The 14100-nt window shown below is 63.4% G+C and carries 17 protein-coding genes; 13 read left to right on the forward strand and 4 right to left on the reverse strand.

All coding sequences use genetic code 11. The annotated features are described in order from the left end of the window. Nucleotides 1-53: 53 nt before the first annotated feature. The 3 genes from chrA to CQ393_RS14200 all read right to left on the reverse strand — a co-directional run bounded on the left by chrA (nt 54) and on the right by CQ393_RS14200 (nt 2150). Nucleotides 54-1283, reverse strand: a complete 1230-nt coding sequence (gene chrA, locus CQ393_RS14190) for a chromate efflux transporter (protein ID WP_019043444.1) — start codon at nt 1281-1283, stop codon at nt 54-56. After that, nucleotides 1280-1582, reverse strand: a complete 303-nt coding sequence (locus CQ393_RS14195; protein ID WP_019043445.1) for a PadR family transcriptional regulator — start codon at nt 1580-1582, stop codon at nt 1280-1282. Before CQ393_RS14195 ends, chrA begins: the two co-directional genes overlap by 4 nt. Before the next feature lie 274 nt (nt 1583-1856). Next, nucleotides 1857-2150, reverse strand: a complete 294-nt coding sequence (locus tag CQ393_RS14200; RefSeq protein WP_024570163.1) for a helix-turn-helix transcriptional regulator — start codon at nt 2148-2150, stop codon at nt 1857-1859. Nucleotides 2151-2373: 223 nt separating this feature from the next. Between CQ393_RS14200 and CQ393_RS14205 the strand changes: the two genes are divergently transcribed. The 13 genes from CQ393_RS14205 to CQ393_RS14265 all read left to right on the forward strand — a co-directional run bounded on the left by CQ393_RS14205 (nt 2374) and on the right by CQ393_RS14265 (nt 13893). After that, nucleotides 2374-2721: a DUF2958 domain-containing protein gene (locus CQ393_RS14205; protein ID WP_019043447.1), complete on the forward strand. Its 348-nt coding sequence runs from the start codon at nt 2374-2376 to the stop codon at nt 2719-2721. Between the two features lie 342 nt (nt 2722-3063). Beyond that, nucleotides 3064-3813, forward strand: coding sequence for a DUF2285 domain-containing protein (locus CQ393_RS14210; protein WP_019043448.1), 750 nt, complete (start codon nt 3064-3066; stop codon nt 3811-3813). A gap of 83 nt (nt 3814-3896) precedes the next feature. Beyond that, the gene (locus tag CQ393_RS14215; protein ID WP_024570164.1) at nt 3897-4187 is read left to right on the forward strand and encodes a helix-turn-helix domain-containing protein; all 291 of its coding nucleotides are present in this window, start codon (nt 3897-3899) and stop codon (nt 4185-4187) included. Nucleotides 4188-4213: 26 nt separating this feature from the next. Further along, on the forward strand, nt 4214-5059 hold the full coding sequence (locus tag CQ393_RS14220) for a replication initiator protein A (protein WP_019043450.1): 846 nt from the start codon (nt 4214-4216) through the stop codon (nt 5057-5059). 265 nt (nt 5060-5324) lie between these two features. Continuing rightward, nucleotides 5325-5963 carry a ParA family partition ATPase gene (gene parA, locus CQ393_RS14225; protein ID WP_019043451.1) on the forward strand — a complete coding sequence of 213 codons (639 nt, stop codon included), beginning with the start codon at nt 5325-5327 and terminating at the stop codon, nt 5961-5963. Beyond that, the gene (locus CQ393_RS14230; RefSeq protein ID WP_019043452.1) at nt 5960-6229 is read left to right on the forward strand and encodes a hypothetical protein; all 270 of its coding nucleotides are present in this window, start codon (nt 5960-5962) and stop codon (nt 6227-6229) included. The genes parA and CQ393_RS14230 overlap by 4 nt, the downstream gene beginning before the upstream one ends. Next, nucleotides 6226-6750: a DUF2840 domain-containing protein gene (locus CQ393_RS14235; RefSeq protein ID WP_019043453.1), complete on the forward strand. Its 525-nt coding sequence runs from the start codon at nt 6226-6228 to the stop codon at nt 6748-6750. The genes CQ393_RS14230 and CQ393_RS14235 overlap by 4 nt, the downstream gene beginning before the upstream one ends. Next, on the forward strand, nt 6747-7334 hold the full coding sequence (locus CQ393_RS14240) for a S26 family signal peptidase (RefSeq protein ID WP_019043454.1): 588 nt from the start codon (nt 6747-6749) through the stop codon (nt 7332-7334). The genes CQ393_RS14235 and CQ393_RS14240 overlap by 4 nt, the downstream gene beginning before the upstream one ends. 448 nt (nt 7335-7782) lie before the next feature. Next, nucleotides 7783-9771, forward strand: a complete 1989-nt coding sequence (locus CQ393_RS14245; protein WP_019043455.1) for a relaxase/mobilization nuclease and DUF3363 domain-containing protein — start codon at nt 7783-7785, stop codon at nt 9769-9771. Nucleotides 9772-10083: 312 nt separating this feature from the next. Further along, a complete protein-coding gene (locus CQ393_RS14250) occupies nt 10084-11562 on the forward strand; it encodes a SulP family inorganic anion transporter (RefSeq protein ID WP_019043456.1) in 1479 nt (492 codons plus the stop codon). Nucleotides 11563-11576: 14 nt separating this feature from the next. After that, nucleotides 11577-12440, forward strand: a complete 864-nt coding sequence (locus CQ393_RS14255) for a universal stress protein (RefSeq protein ID WP_019043457.1) — start codon at nt 11577-11579, stop codon at nt 12438-12440. Nucleotides 12441-12681: 241 nt separating this feature from the next. Continuing rightward, nucleotides 12682-13593, forward strand: coding sequence for a LysR substrate-binding domain-containing protein (locus CQ393_RS14260; protein ID WP_023083103.1), 912 nt, complete (start codon nt 12682-12684; stop codon nt 13591-13593). Nucleotides 13594-13626: 33 nt separating this feature from the next. Next, a complete protein-coding gene (locus tag CQ393_RS14265; RefSeq protein WP_024570447.1) occupies nt 13627-13893 on the forward strand; it encodes an EexN family lipoprotein in 267 nt (88 codons plus the stop codon). Here the strand turns inward: CQ393_RS14265 and CQ393_RS14270 are convergent. After that, nucleotides 13860-14093, reverse strand: coding sequence for a hypothetical protein (locus tag CQ393_RS14270; protein ID WP_127913711.1), 234 nt, complete (start codon nt 14091-14093; stop codon nt 13860-13862). The genes CQ393_RS14265 and CQ393_RS14270 overlap by 34 nt on opposite strands. Nucleotides 14094-14100: the final 7 nt, after the last annotated feature.

Below are 14100 nucleotides of genomic sequence, written 5' to 3' on the forward strand. Positions count from 1 at the left end.
TATATGGTGGGCGGTAGTCACCATGCCCGGCCTGCGCACTGCGCCGACTGGCTTCAGATACCGATCGCCATGACCCAGCCCGCCAGCCCGGCCAGCAGCACCACGAGCGCTGGAGGCACGCGACCCACCGTCAGTAGCCCGAACGCAAGCAGCGCCAGCCCAAAATCCGCCTTGCCGTGGATGGCGCTGGTCCACATAGGGTCGTACAGGGCCGACACCAGAATGCCGACCACGCCAGCATTGATGCCTGCCATGGCCGTCTGGATACCCGCGCGGTGGCGTAGCCCTTCCCAGAACGGCAGCGCGCCGACCAGCATGAAGAAGGCCGGGAGGAAAATGATGCCCAGCAGGGCCAGCCCGCCGATCCAGCCATGCAGCGGCCCGTGGGCGACCGCGCCGAGATAGGCCGAGAACGTGAACAGCGGTCCCGGCACTGCCTGCGCCGCGCCGTAGCCGGCGAGGAAGTCAGCGTTGCTGACCATGCCACTGGGCACCACGGTGGCCTGCAGCAGCGGCAGCACGACGTGCCCACCGCCAAAGACCAGCGCACCAGAGCGGTACACCCCTTCCAGCAGCGCGACCGTGGACGAGCCCGTGGCAGCGGCCCACAGGGGCAGCCCGACGAGTGGCACTGCGAACAGCAGCAGCGCCACGATGCCCAGCTTGCGCGAAACCGGGTAGCTGTGGGCCTGGCCGCCGCCAGGTTGCGCGATCTTCAATCTCCACCAGCCCAGGAATCCCGCCGCCGCGATGGCGGCAAGCTGTCCCGCGGCTGAGGGCATGATCATGGTCAGCAGTGCCGCCAGAATGGCCAGGGCGGCACGGGGCCGGTCAGGACACAACGACTTGGCCATGCCCCATACGGCCTGCGCCACGATGGCCACGGCTACCACCTTGAGCCCATGGATCCAGCCGGACTGGGCCAGCCCGTGGTACTCGGCGATGCCAAAGGCGAACAGGATCAGCGCAATCGCCGACGGCAAGGTAAACCCCGCCCAGGCCGCCAGCAGCCCCAACCAGCCCGCGCGGCCCAGCCCCAGCGCCATGCCCACCTGGCTGCTGGCCGGCCCTGGCAGGAACTGGCACAGGGCGACCAGATCGGAATAGCTGCGGTCGTCCAGCCAGCGGCGGCGCTCGACAAACTCCGAGCGGAAATAGCCCAGATGCGCGATCGGTCCACCGAAGGAGGTCAGTCCCAGTTTGAGGAAGGCGCCGAAGACTTCGACGGGTGAGCCACGTGCGGCTGCGGCCTCATGCTGCAAGGTGTTGGTGGAATCTGTCATCTGTGCATCGCCTCCCCGGTGAATTCTCGGATGCGTTCCTTGGCCAGCGCCAAGCCTTCATTGCCCTTGGGTGTAATCGTGTAGAGCTTGCGCACGGTGCGCCCCTCACGCTCTTGGCGGGAGACGAGGTATCCGTCGCGCTCCATCTTGTGCAGCATTGGGTACAGCGTTCCAGGAGACAGGCGGTAGCCGTGGTGGGCTAACTCGTCGATCATCCATTGCCCATAGATCTCCTGCTCGGCCGCGTGGTGCAGCACATGCAGGCGGATCAGCCCTGACAGCAGGTCGTGGTGCTCCATGGCGCGGGGTGTTGGTTGCTCTTTCATATCGAATAACGATAACGAAAGTCGATATTATCACGGCACGCAGATGCCCCGAAGAGGCGCGCCTCTTCGGGCGCGCTTGGGAGGCTTGACTTTCAAGACAGTTGCTCACGTCTTCGCGCCAACGGCGCTGCGCGCTTTGTTTGCCTCCAGGGGAAAGCCCTGCGGGCTATCCCCGCCGCGCAGGCTTGGCGCCCCTGCATACCTCGAACCGGCGGCGCCGGATCGGCCATGCCAGCGCCGACGCGCGCTATGGCGTGTCACTCTTCTTCGCCACAGTCTCCAACTCCTGGCGCACCTGCGCCAGCAGCTGGTCGGCCTGCTGCAGGTCGTCGCAGGCATAGGCCAGGGTCAGCAGCGTGAGCGGGTGCACCTCCATGACCTCGCACAGCTCGGCCAGCTTGTTCAAGGTGGGGCTTTTGAGGTCGCGCTCCAGCGTGCTCATGTAGGTGCGGCTGGACACGTCGGAGAACGCCTCCTGGCTCAATCCACGCGCTTTCCTGATGGTCTTTAGTGCCTCCGACAATGTATGTTTCGCTGCCAACCTTGGATCTCCCCAAAATCCAAGATGACAGCCGATTGCGCCCTATAGGACTACAATCTATAGTGTTCAACTATGCTCGCCTGCCGCTTTCGTGCTTTTACGGAAATCCGTATCTGTGGCTTCTCACAGAAGCGCAAAGCCGCATCCGTGTCTTTCCTCAAACCCGCCGATGCGGTTTTGCGCTTTCACGCTTCGGCGGTTTTGTGCGAATGAGGGGACGCCCATGAACCAGCTCATCACCGAGGACGAGCGCAGGCTGTTGCTGGAACACGGCCAGGCCCGCGCCGCTGGCCGGGCCATCGACCCGCTGCCCGTGGTGCGGCTGTTCACGCCGGACGCACACGCCACCTGGCTGCTGGTATCGCTCGACCCCGCCGACGGCGATACGGCCCATGGCCTGATCGACTTGGGGATCGGCATGCCCGAGCTGTGCGAGATCAAGCTGTCCGACCTCACATCCATCGTCGGGCCGAGCAAACAGCCCGTGATGCGGGACCGGTATTTCCGGGCGGTGCGCCCGTTGTCGGAGTACCTGCGGCTGGCTCAGGAGAATGGTTCCATCCTCGATTGAGCCGTTCGCGCCCAAGCCAAGCCGGGCGCATTGAGACTATTTCGGTCTTGCTCCAGACCCGTCAGGTCTTAGTCCGCACTGTTGCACCAAATCGGTGCCATCGTGACGTAAACGGTCATGATGCCGGCCGTGCCATCGGGCACGGTGGATATCGCAGGAGGCGCGCATGTTCTCGCGCGCCACCGTCGCATTCAGACGATCCATGCAACCCATCGGATGCATTTCGTCTTGACACGCAAGTTACTAAGCTACCAGCTTATTCACGATTGGATGCTAGTTCGATGCGGTGACGTTTGCGTGTGAAACCGGTGACGGCCGTCCTGCTCTACGGGAGCTTGCGTCATGGCCGAACCGCACCACCTCGCGCACTGGTATCCGACTGCCGCCTACCTCTACGTGCTGTGCCTAGACACGCTGGCGCTGGCCTGGGAATACCTGCGCCGCCATCCTGACTACCAGCTCGACTGGCTGCGCCGTGCGCACCGCCCCGATGCTGCGCATCGCTGGGGCATGCGTCTGCTGGAAGACCCAGCCCTGGATGCGCGTGACGCGCATCCGGCCTGGCTCCCCGGCCATGAGGCCGTGGTGCAACTCCACCCCGATGCCGATCCGCCACCGGATGCCGAGCCGTTCGCGTTTTGGCGTATTCCCGGCCACAAGCAACTGTTGCATGACGGCAAGGGACTGGCGCTGATCGCGCGCAGCCCCGGCCATTGCCTGCGCTATGCGCTGGCGCCTGGCCTGGAGGACGGCATGGCCGTGGCCCATGCCTACCGTGGCCGTGGGGCCACCCACGTGCCTGACACGCCAGCACCCATGGCTCGGCCCCGGCCGCCCCCTGCCGCGTTGATGGAGCTGCACACCCTGCAGGCGCTCGATGCGACCCTGGCGGGCGCGTCCTTGCGCGAGGTGGCTGAAGGCCTGTTCGGCGCGGATACCGCGGCCGGTTGGTACAGCGATGGCGGCTTGCGCTCCAAGGTGCGCCGCCTGGTGCGGCGCGGCGATGCGCTGATGCGCGGCGGCTATCGACGCCTAGCACAGCTTGCGCCGCTTGAGAAGGGCCGTTTTGAAGGCCACGCAAAACGACCCTGAGCAGGAGAGCTTCGTTTTCTGAGACTGCCTCCATCCGGTTGCGCTGTGTGGCCGGAGCCCTGCAACCGATGGAGGTTCTCACCATGCGTCCTGCTCCCTTGCGGCCTGCCGCCGCACCCGCAACCACCCCGGCCGCTGCCGCGCAACCGCAGCGTTATCTGACCAACGACGAGGCCGCCGACTACCTGCGGCTGTCGCCGCGCACGCTGGAAAAGCAGCGCGTGCTGGGTGGCGGCCCCAAGTTCCGCAAGTTCGGCCGGCGCGTCATGTACGCCGTGGCCGACCTCGATGCCTGGGCTTCCGAGCGCAGCTTCGAGAGCACGTCCGATCCCGAATACGCCGAGCAGCACTCGGCGGACAGCCGTGCGCGCTGACCGCTGGAGCGCCGGAGGCCATCGCCATGTCCAGCCCCTTGGGGCAAGTTCGGCAGGAACGCGAGCAGCTCGATCTGTTCCGTGCCCTGCCGGGCGACATGGCGCCGCGCGACAGCCAGGACCTGATGGCCTTTCCGTTCTTCTCGCTGGCGAAGTCGCGGCGCACGGAGCCGATCGACTTCCGCGCCAGCGGCATCACGATCCGCGTGGAGGGCACGCAGGAGCATGGCATCGCCACGATCTGGGATGCGGACGTTCTGATCTGGGCCGCCAGCCAGATCGTGGAAGCGCGCGATGCGGGCTTGCGCCCGTCGCGGCTGATGCAGGCCACACCCTACGAGATCCTGCGCTTTATCGGGCGCGGTACGTCGCTGCGCGACTATCAGCGCCTCAAGGCGGCCTTGGATCGCCTGCAGTCCACCACGGTGGCCACGTCGATCCGGGAGACAACCGGAAGGCGGCTGCACCGCTTCTCGTGGATCAACGAGTGGAAGGAGCTGGCCGATGCCCAGGGCACACCCTTGGGGCTGGAGCTGATCCTGCCGGACTGGTTTTACGCGGGCGTCATGGATGCTGCGCTGGTGCTGACCATCGACCCAGCGTATTTCCGGCTGACCGGTGGGATCGAGCGGTGGCTGTACCGACTGGTGCGCAAGCACGGCGGGCGACAGCCTGGCGGCTGGCAGTTCGACTTCCAGCACCTGTACCGCAAGTCGGGCAGCGTGGCGCGGTACTACGACTTCGCCGCCGACCTGCGGGCACTGGTGGCGCGGCAAGCCTTGCCTGGCTACCAGTTGGGCATCGAGTACGTCTCGGGCATTGCCTCGCCGCTGCTGACGTTCCGGCCCGTGCCGTCCACGGCACGGGGATAACTGCTGCGCAGCCTGTGGACGGACTCGTGCTATCAGGCAACAGAGGTATCGTGCTATCAGGCAACGAATCCTCGTGCTATCAGGCAACAAAATCGGCCGCCAAGCCAATGATGGCGCGGGTTTCGGCCTCTCCTAACTTCCCTAACTTAAATTCTCTAACTTTTAGTAGAAGCGCCGCGTCTCGGTGGACAACCACCCAACCGGCGAGCGAAGGGCACGAAAACCAGCAGCGACAGCCGGGCTCTCCAGCAGGGAGGGCCAGGCTATGATCGTCGCGCTGCTCAACCAGAAAGGCGGCGTCGGCAAGACCACGCTCGCCACCCACATCGCCGGCGAGCTGGCGATGCGCGGGCAGTCGGTCATCCTGCTGGATGCCGACCCGCAAGGCTCCGCACTGGACTGGACGCAGCGCCGCAGCCAGCAAGGTTTGCCACGGCTGTTCAGCGCCGTGGGCCTTGCACGCGAAACGCTGCACCAGGAGGCGCCAGAACTCGCCAGGCGGGCTGATCACGTCATCATCGACGGGCCACCGCGCATCGCCGCCTTGGCGCGCTCCGCGCTGATGGCAGCCGAACGCGTGCTGATCCCGGTGCAGCCCAGCCCTTACGACCTGTGGGCCAGCGCCGAGATGGTGGCGCTGATCCGCGAGGCGCAGGTGTTTCGGCCTGCGCTGCGCGCGGCCTTCGTCATCAACCGGCGCGTAAGCACCACCGTGATCGGGCGTGAAGCACGCGGCGCGCTGGCCGATCAGCCACTTCCTGCGCTGCACTCGGAAGTGCATCAGCGCATCGTGTTCGCCGACAGTGTGGCCGCTGGCCGGCTTGCGCGCGAGATGGCGCCAGACAGCGCCGCCGCGCGCGAAATCACTGCGCTGGTCGATGAACTGCTGCGGTGGCCGTCATGAGCAGTCCTGCCAGCAAGCGCACGGGCAAGCGCATCGGCATCGGCATCGGCGCGCGTCCGCCCGCGAATCCGCACGCCGAGGCGTGGATTCGCCAGGGCAGTGCCGATGACCTCCAGAAAGGCGACCTCTACACGGCCCGCCTGACCCTCGACATCACGCCCGCCATGCGGGCGCGCATCAAGGTATCGGCCTTCACGCAAGGCGTGACGGTGGCCGATCTGTTGCGCGCGCTGCTGGAGCGGGAATTCCCGGAGAAGTCCTCATGAACACACCCGCCTCGACGGCTTCGGCACCGCCGTCCATCCCGCCTGTCGGCGTGGCCGACGGCGTGCCGCTGACGCGCGTTGCGCTCGCATACATCGACCAACGCTTCGACCTCTACCTGCGCTTCGGTGATCCTGCTCGCATCATCCGGTTCGACCGCTGGCGCCGCTGCGCGGTGTTCACACCGAACGCGGTTCTATGCCGCATCCGTTGGCAGGCCAACGACTACGGCACGATCCGCTGGCAGCTCATGGTGATGCAGGCTTGCATGCCGATGGATGGCGCGCAGCGCATCCCCGGCGTGCAACCAGGCGCACGCCTGTTGCTGCACGTCGAGGGTGAGCAATCGGTGCGTGCCGTGCTGGCACGCATCGACGCCATTGAGGCGCTGAGCATCGCACCTGCTGGCACTTCGCCCGCGTACTGGCGCACGCTGGGCAACCGGCTCGCGGCGCGCTTGCCGTTGCCCGAATACAGCGCCGAGCGGCACGCCGCCTGGCTGGCCGGGAGGGCGCTGTCATGACCACGATTTCTGTTCCCACTGCTCTCACGCATCCACACTCGCGCCTGCGCGCCCGCCTCATGCTGGCGGGCCTGTCCGCCTGCGGCCTCGCTGCGCTGGCCTGGGCGTCCTTCGTGCATCCACTGCCGCGCCTGACCTACAACCCGTCCGACAGCGTGGCGGTCGGCTGGTATCGCGTCGATCCGCTCGACCATCGCACCAGCTCGCTGCCACGTCCTTTGTCCGTGGGCAGCATCGTGCTGGTGCCGATGCCCGCAGAGGCTGCCGCCCTCGCTGCGCATCGCGGCTACCTGCCGACGCGCATCCCGTTGCTCAAGCGCGTGGGCGCGATGGCGCCGCAAGAGGTGTGTATCGCTGACGGCAAAGTCCGCATCGACGGCGTGCCTTCAGCCGCCGTGCTGCCTGCCGATCGCTGGGGCCGGCCGCTGCCATCCTGGCAGCAGTGCCGTCGCCTTCAGCCTGGCGAGCTGTTCCTGCTCAGCGTGACCAATCCGGCGTCGTTCGACAGCCGGTATTTCGGGCCGGTCAGCGCAGCCGCCGTGATCGGCGTTGCGCGCCCGGTTTGGCTGGAGTCGCGCCCATGATGGCCGCCGATTCGCTGTACGTCGCCATGCATCTCATCGTGCCATCGGGCGTGTCGTTCCGCTGTTCGTCGCCGTGTCGTCGCGCATGCAGTGCGTGTGCATTCGCACCGCACTTCGCGCTGTCTCAGGCGCAGCCGTCCCACGTGCAGGCGTCTTGCCTCGAACACGGCTGGCCTGCGGCCATCGCCGTGTTCGCCGGTGCGCTGGCTGCTGGTGCAGCCTTGCCACCGGGCCGCAATTGCCGGGAGCGGATGCGGGAGGCAAATGCGGAAGGCAAGACAAAAGGACGCGGCACCGGGCCGCGCCCAAAGCCTGTCTGCACATGGGGGTGGCGCGGCACGGAGCGGCTTCGCCACCGTGCCGCGTGGGGCGCGAGGCCCGCGCCAACGCAGGCATGTCCGCGTGCTTTGCACGACAGGACACGCCGTAGCTTGCGGGGAGCGCATCCATGACCGACCACCGCGACGACGATTTCCGCGTGCGTCCCAGCGCCCCGAAGAACCGGGGCAAGGGCCAGGGCCAGAGCTTCGTTTCCAAGGTGCTCAAGCAGGCGGGCAAGGCCAGCGGCGGCAAGTCCTCGATACGCCATTCCGCCGTGTCCGGCGGCCAGCGCGCAGGCCAGCGGCCCGGCTCGCGCCTGGGGCGCGGCCACACGGCGGCGCGTTTCGCCGGGGCGAAGCTGACGCCCATGTCGCGGCGCGTGACCATCAAGACGCTGCTGGTCAATCACCAACGGGCCAGCCCGCAGTCACTCGCCAAGCACCTGCGCTACATCGAGCGCGACGGTGCGGGCCGCGATGGCGAGCCGGGTCTGGCCTACGGGGCGCAGGCCGACGATGCCGACCTTGAAGCCTTGAAGGAACGCTGTGCCGATGACCGGCACCATTTCCGCTTCATCGTCTCGCCCGAGGATGGCGCCGAACTGGACGACCTGCGCACCTACACGCGGCATCTGGTGAACCGCATGGAAGCTGACTTGGGCACGCGGCTGGATTGGGTGGCGGTGGATCACTGGAACACCGACAACCCGCACACCCACCTGATCGTGCGCGGACGCGACGACACCGGCAAAGACCTCATCATCGCGGGCGACTACATCGCCCACGGCTTCCGCCACCGGGCCGCCGAGCTGGCGACGGAATGGCTGGGGCCGCGCACTGAACTGGAGATCCAGCAGACCTTGCAGCGCGAGGTGGAACAAGAGCGGTGGACGAGCCTCGACTGCACGCTGCAACGCGAGGCCGGCGAGGATGGCCGGGTGCAGATCGAACGCTTCAATGAACCAAAGCTGCAACGCCAGCGCCTGCTGTTGATCGGCCGCCTGCAACGCTTGCAGCGCATGGGCCTGGCCGACGAGACGCAGCCCGGCACCTGGGCCGTCCATGCGGATGCCGAGAAGACCTTGCGCGCCCTGGGCGAGCGCGGCGACATCATCCGCACCATGCAGCGGGCCATGAGCGGCCAGCCGCGCGAGCTGGCGGTGTTCGAGCCCGGCGACGACGGCCGCACCGTCATCGGCCGCGTGGCCGCCAAGGGGCTGGCCGACGAGTTGCACGACCGCGGCTATCTGGTCATCGACGGCGTGGACGGCAAGGCCCACTACGTCGCGTTGAACACCCGCGACGAGCTGGCGAACTATCCCACCGGAGCCGTGGTGGAGGTACGCGGTTCCGCCGTGGTGCGGGCGGCCGACAGGAACATCGCCGCGTTGGCGAGCGATGGCCTCTACCGCACCGATCATCACCTGGCGATCGAGCAAGGCCGAGCTGAGCCCGGCCGCGACCCGCAGGAGGTCGTCGCGGCCCACGTCCGCCGGCTGGAAGCCCTGCGCCGGGCCGGCATCGTGGAGCGCGTGGCCGATGGCTTATGGAGGGTGCCGGACGACCTGGCCGAACGTGGCCGCCAGTACGACTCGCAACGGCTGGGCGGCGTGGCCGTAGAGCTGAAATCTCATCTGCCGATTGAGCGGCAGGCACGCGTGATTGGCGCCACTTGGCTCGACCAACAACTGATCGGTGGCGGCAAGGGGCTGGGCGACTCGGGCTTTGGCGGTGACGCCAAGCAAGCCATGCAGCAGCGCGCCGACTTCCTTGAAGAACAGGGGCTGGCCGAGCGGCGGGGACAGCATGTGATCCTCGCCCGGAATCTGCTGGGCACGCTGCGCAATCGAGAACTGGCGCAGGTCGCCAAGGACATTGCCGCCGAAACCGGCCTGGAGCACCGCCCGACCACAGACGGGCAACGTGTAGCAGGTATCTACCGCCGATCCGTCATGCTTGCCAGCGGGCGCTACGCGGTGCTCGATGACGGGATCGGGTTCAACTTGGTGCCGTGGAAGCCTGTGATTGAGCGGCGACTAGGACAGCAACTTGCTGCGACAGTCCGGGGCGATACGGCGGTTTGGCATTTCACGCGGCAGCGCGGGTTAAGCCAGTGATCCACCTCACGACGATGGCTTTTATGGGGTCGTCATGCCTCTCAACTTGCCGCTACGCGCAAAGACAGGTTACAATTCAAGAGCAATTTTCAAATTCACAGCCAACACTATTGGAGTATCGACCAGTGTAACTATCAGTCTCGCAGCGAGCCGTTTCCTAATTTCAATCTTCGCTCGCACGAGGCTGTATGTATGACTGGCTGTGGTTTGCCAGCCCATAGTCTTGGGCTGTTCTCTATTCCGGGATCGGAAAGAGGCATTCGCGCCTAGTCCCGTTCCAGCCTGCGGCCGAGCCTGCACCGGAATAGATCAATGATGAAATCCTTACGTCAGGACTGGTTCTCCAATGTCCGACGCGACCTGTTAGCAGGCGTTGTTGTAGCGCTTGCCCTTATCCCTGAAGCAATCGCTTTCTCGATTATCGCAGGCCTTGATCCCAAGGTCGGCCTGTATGCCTCATTCTGCATAGCCACAGTGATAGCTTTCACTGGCGGTCGCCCTGGCATGATCTCGGCAGCCACAGGCGCGATGGCATTGCTGATGGTCACCCTCGTTAAAGAGCACGGGCTGCAGTACCTGCTCGCTGCCACCGTCTTAACCGGTGTACTCCAGATCATCGCAGGCTGGCTGCAACTGGGCACGCTGATGAGATTTGTTTCACGCTCAGTTATTACTGGCTTCGTAAACGCCTTGGCCATTCTGATCTTCATGGCTCAACTGCCGGAGCTGACGAACGTAAGCTGGCACGTCTATGCCATGACGGTTGCAGGCCTGGGCATCATTTACCTCTTCCCTTACGTTACTAAGGCGATACCGTCGCCGCTTGTCGCCATCGTGGTGCTGACAGCCGTCTCGATCTTACTCGGCCTCGACATTCGCACAGTAGGCGATATGGGGCAGTTGCCCGACAACCTGCCGGTGTTCCTACTGCCCGATGTCCCGTTGAGCTTGGAGACACTCCAGATCATCTTCCCAGTATCTGCAACTTTGGCCGTAGTGGGTTTGTTGGAATCCATGATGACGGCTTCCATCGTCGATGACCTCACCGACACGAGCAGTAACAAAAACCGGGAATGCGTAGGTCAAGGCGTCGCAAATATCGCGAGCGGCTTTCTTGGCGGAATGGCCGGTTGCGCGATGATCGGTCAGTCGGTCATCAATGTGAAATCCGGTGGCCGCGGCCGTCTCTCCACATTGGCCGCTGGCGTATTTCTTCTGCTGATGGTGGTTTTTATCGGTGACTGGGTGGCCCGTATCCCAATGGCAGCACTCGTCGCTGTGATGATCATGGTGTCCATCGGCACCTTTAATTGGGCCTCGATCCGTAACTTGCGAGAGCACCCTAAAAGCTCCAGTGTGGTGATGCTCGCGACTGTCGCTATGACAGTGGGCACCCACGATCTGGCCAAAGGCGTGCTGGTTGGTGTGCTGCTCTCGGGATTTTTCTTCGCCCAAAAGGTCGGTCGGATCTTCCATGCCTCCTCGCACACGGAGGACGAAGGCCGCATGCGCGTTTACACCATTACCGGCCAAGTGTTCTTTGCATCGGCCGAACGCTTCGTCAATTCATTCGACTTCAAGGAAGCCATTGAAAAGGTGCGAATTGACGTCGGCCGCGCCCATTTCTGGGACATCACTGCGGTTAGCGCCTTGGACAAGGTAGTCATCAAATTCCGGCGAGAAGGTACGGAAGTGGAGGTGACTGGCCTGAACGAGGCCAGCGCCACGATGGTGGACAAGTTCGGGATTCACGACAAGGACGGCGCAGCGGACATGCTCGCAGGCCACTAAGAGGAGAGCAAATCATGAAAAACGAAAATAAAGTGCTTGCTTGCGTCGATCAATCACGCTACGCGGTTCATGTGGCCGACTGCGCTGCCTGGGCGGCACGCCGTATTGATGCTCCGCTGGAGCTTCTGCACGTGATCGACAGCCATCCCGAGCGGGCAACGGATGACGATCACAGCGGCGCAATCGGTATCGACGCTCAAGAGAGTCTGTTGGCACATCTGTCTGCAGAAGATGAAGCACACGCCAAGAGCGCGAGGGAGCAAGGCCGGTTGTTTTTGAACCGACTGCGCGAACGCGCAATCTTGGCAGGTGCAGCCCGTGTCGATGTGCGACAGCGCCACGGTTCTCTGGAAGATACGTTAATTGAGCAAGCGCAAGGCTTGCGTTTGCTGGCGTTGGGGCGAAGAGGCAAAGGGGCCAGAACGCACGAAAATGAGCTAGGCCATCACGTCGAAAACATTATTCGCGCTTTAAAGCTTCCGATTCTTACTGTAAGTGAAGAATTCAAGCCTCCTGAGCGCGTCATGATCGCTTTTGATGGCGGCACTGCAATTCGGCGTGGCATGGAGATGTTGTCCAGCAGCCCTTTGCTGCGAGGCTTGCCCATCAGAATTTTGATGTCTGGAAATCAATTTGGCGGTCAAGCCAAATCGCTTGAATGGGCGAAGCAAACTCTGTCGAGAGCGAGCTCTGAAGTGACCGCTTCGCTAGTGCCCGGAGATGCCGGAGCAGTGGTCGAAAAGGCAGTGAAAGAACAGGAAATTGACCTGCTCATTATGGGGGCATTCAGTCACTCGCCACTGCGCGCTCTTCTGTTCGGAAGCAAGACGGCTGAATTACTGCGTTCGTCACACATTCCAATTCTTCTACTGCGTTAAGTCTTGATCAACGCCACTAATTGGCTGTCAGGTTTGAGCCAAACCGATCACCGTCAACCGGCAATACATCTGGATGGGAAGTTTGAAGCGAACTAGTTGATCTGCGCTGCATAAGGCGATTTGTCCCGCTGATAACAACCTGTCCTTTTAGAAGTTTTCAACACATTGGCGGTTCATGACGAGAGTTTGTTGAAAGGCGCGCGTGAGCGGTGGCCACGCGCCTATGGACAGGGAGATTCCTATGGAATTGCGTCATCTACGCTGCTTCTTGGCCGTCGCAGAAGAACTGCACTTCGCACGCGCCGCTGAAAAACTACACATCGAGCAATCGCCGTTATCGCGCACCATTAAAGAACTAGAAGCTGATGTCGGCGAGCAGCTATTCATCCGTACTAGCCGCAGCACTCGATTGACACGGGCAGGGAAGCTTTTCCTCGAGCATGTTCCTCGCATCTTCACGGCCTTACAGCAGGCTCGCGATAGCGTTAAGGCAGCGGCCAATGGCTTTCATGGGCAACTGCGCATCGCTCTGTCTGACGGCATCACGCCTTCACGTTTACCGACGTTACTCGCGCTATGTCGGCAGGAGGAACCCGAAGTCGATTTGCGCCTTTTCGAGGTGCCGCTTTCTCAACAGATCAAGGGGCTACATGACGATCTATACGATGTTGGGTTTGCGCAGTGGAACAAAGTCGGCCAAGGTATCGTAGCCGAGGCGGCGTGGCGTGATGCGTTAATGGTGGCAGTGCCTGCGCGGCATCCATTGCTCAGGTACAAGCGCATTCCGCTTGAAGAGGTTCTGCGTCATCCACTAGTGCTTTGTGATCCTTCGATTTGCGAAGGGCATGCCCGGCAGGTTGACGGCATGCTTCAGCGAGCAGGCCTGGAACCGCTGATTGCAGAACGTGTTGCGTCCTTCGACCTAATGATGGCGCTAGTGGCAGCAGGCTTTGCCTTGGGTTTAGCCGGAGCGCCACATATCACAGGTAGCCGCGAACCCGGCGTAGTCGCCCGTTCGCTGGCAGGGCGAACTCCCATGCTCGTTACGTATGTGCTGTACCGCGAGGACGAGTTCACCGAATCGGTGACACGATTCAAACAGCGCGTCCACGCAATCGACTCTCCCGAAGGGACGGAAAAACCCACGTTTTAAACCCTATCTGCGAGAGGATGTCGGATCATGATTTTGAAGCTGATTGCCCCGTTCTTGCTGGTTGCTGCAATCACCGCCTGCGGCCCATCCGAGCCGTCGAACCAGGAAGCTATTGTGCCGACCGTCGAAGAGCTGGCCGCCGATCCCGAGCGCTTGAAGGAACTGCGCCTCCAGTGCAAGACCGAGCGCCCGACGATGGGCGACGTGCTGTGCAACCGGGTGGCCGAAGCGACGAACAAGCGCTTCTTCGGCGACGGCAAGGTGCCTTACACGCCATCGGAAACGCCGCCGAAGTTCTGACCGTTGGCGGCTTGCCGCATATCCTGTTTTTCTTTCTTAACACGCCGCAGCGCGCTCATGCCTGCGGCGTTTTTATTGGCTTTGTCCCTGCATGAAACCATGCTTTCTGCATCACCTTGCTGCCGATAACGGTCTTTGACCGGCACTGAACCGACACCGATCCTGACGTCTGCGGCACGCCTTCGTGCCGCGTTTTCCACGGGGAAT

Source organism: Stenotrophomonas sp. MYb238, assembly GCF_009496535.1.
Taxonomy (GTDB): domain Bacteria; phylum Pseudomonadota; class Gammaproteobacteria; order Xanthomonadales; family Xanthomonadaceae; genus Stenotrophomonas.

Coding starts and splice junctions, on each gene's coding strand:
- chrA (WP_019043444.1), bottom strand. CDS start 1,283: ATGACAGATTCCACCAACACCTTGCAGCATGAGGCCGCAGCCGCACGT.
- CQ393_RS14195 (WP_019043445.1), bottom strand. CDS start 1,582: ATGGAGCACCACGACCTGCTGTCAGGGCTGATCCGCCTGCATGTGCTG.
- CQ393_RS14205 (WP_019043447.1), top strand. CDS start 2,374: ATGAACCAGCTCATCACCGAGGACGAGCGCAGGCTGTTGCTGGAACAC.
- CQ393_RS14210 (WP_019043448.1), top strand. CDS start 3,064: ATGGCCGAACCGCACCACCTCGCGCACTGGTATCCGACTGCCGCCTAC.
- CQ393_RS14215 (WP_024570164.1), top strand. CDS start 3,897: ATGCGTCCTGCTCCCTTGCGGCCTGCCGCCGCACCCGCAACCACCCCG.
- CQ393_RS14220 (WP_019043450.1), top strand. CDS start 4,214: ATGTCCAGCCCCTTGGGGCAAGTTCGGCAGGAACGCGAGCAGCTCGAT.
- parA (WP_019043451.1), top strand. CDS start 5,325: ATGATCGTCGCGCTGCTCAACCAGAAAGGCGGCGTCGGCAAGACCACG.
- CQ393_RS14230 (WP_019043452.1), top strand. CDS start 5,960: ATGAGCAGTCCTGCCAGCAAGCGCACGGGCAAGCGCATCGGCATCGGC.
- CQ393_RS14235 (WP_019043453.1), top strand. CDS start 6,226: ATGAACACACCCGCCTCGACGGCTTCGGCACCGCCGTCCATCCCGCCT.
- CQ393_RS14240 (WP_019043454.1), top strand. CDS start 6,747: ATGACCACGATTTCTGTTCCCACTGCTCTCACGCATCCACACTCGCGC.
- CQ393_RS14245 (WP_019043455.1), top strand. CDS start 7,783: ATGACCGACCACCGCGACGACGATTTCCGCGTGCGTCCCAGCGCCCCG.
- CQ393_RS14250 (WP_019043456.1), top strand. CDS start 10,084: ATGATGAAATCCTTACGTCAGGACTGGTTCTCCAATGTCCGACGCGAC.
- CQ393_RS14255 (WP_019043457.1), top strand. CDS start 11,577: ATGAAAAACGAAAATAAAGTGCTTGCTTGCGTCGATCAATCACGCTAC.
- CQ393_RS14260 (WP_023083103.1), top strand. CDS start 12,682: ATGGAATTGCGTCATCTACGCTGCTTCTTGGCCGTCGCAGAAGAACTG.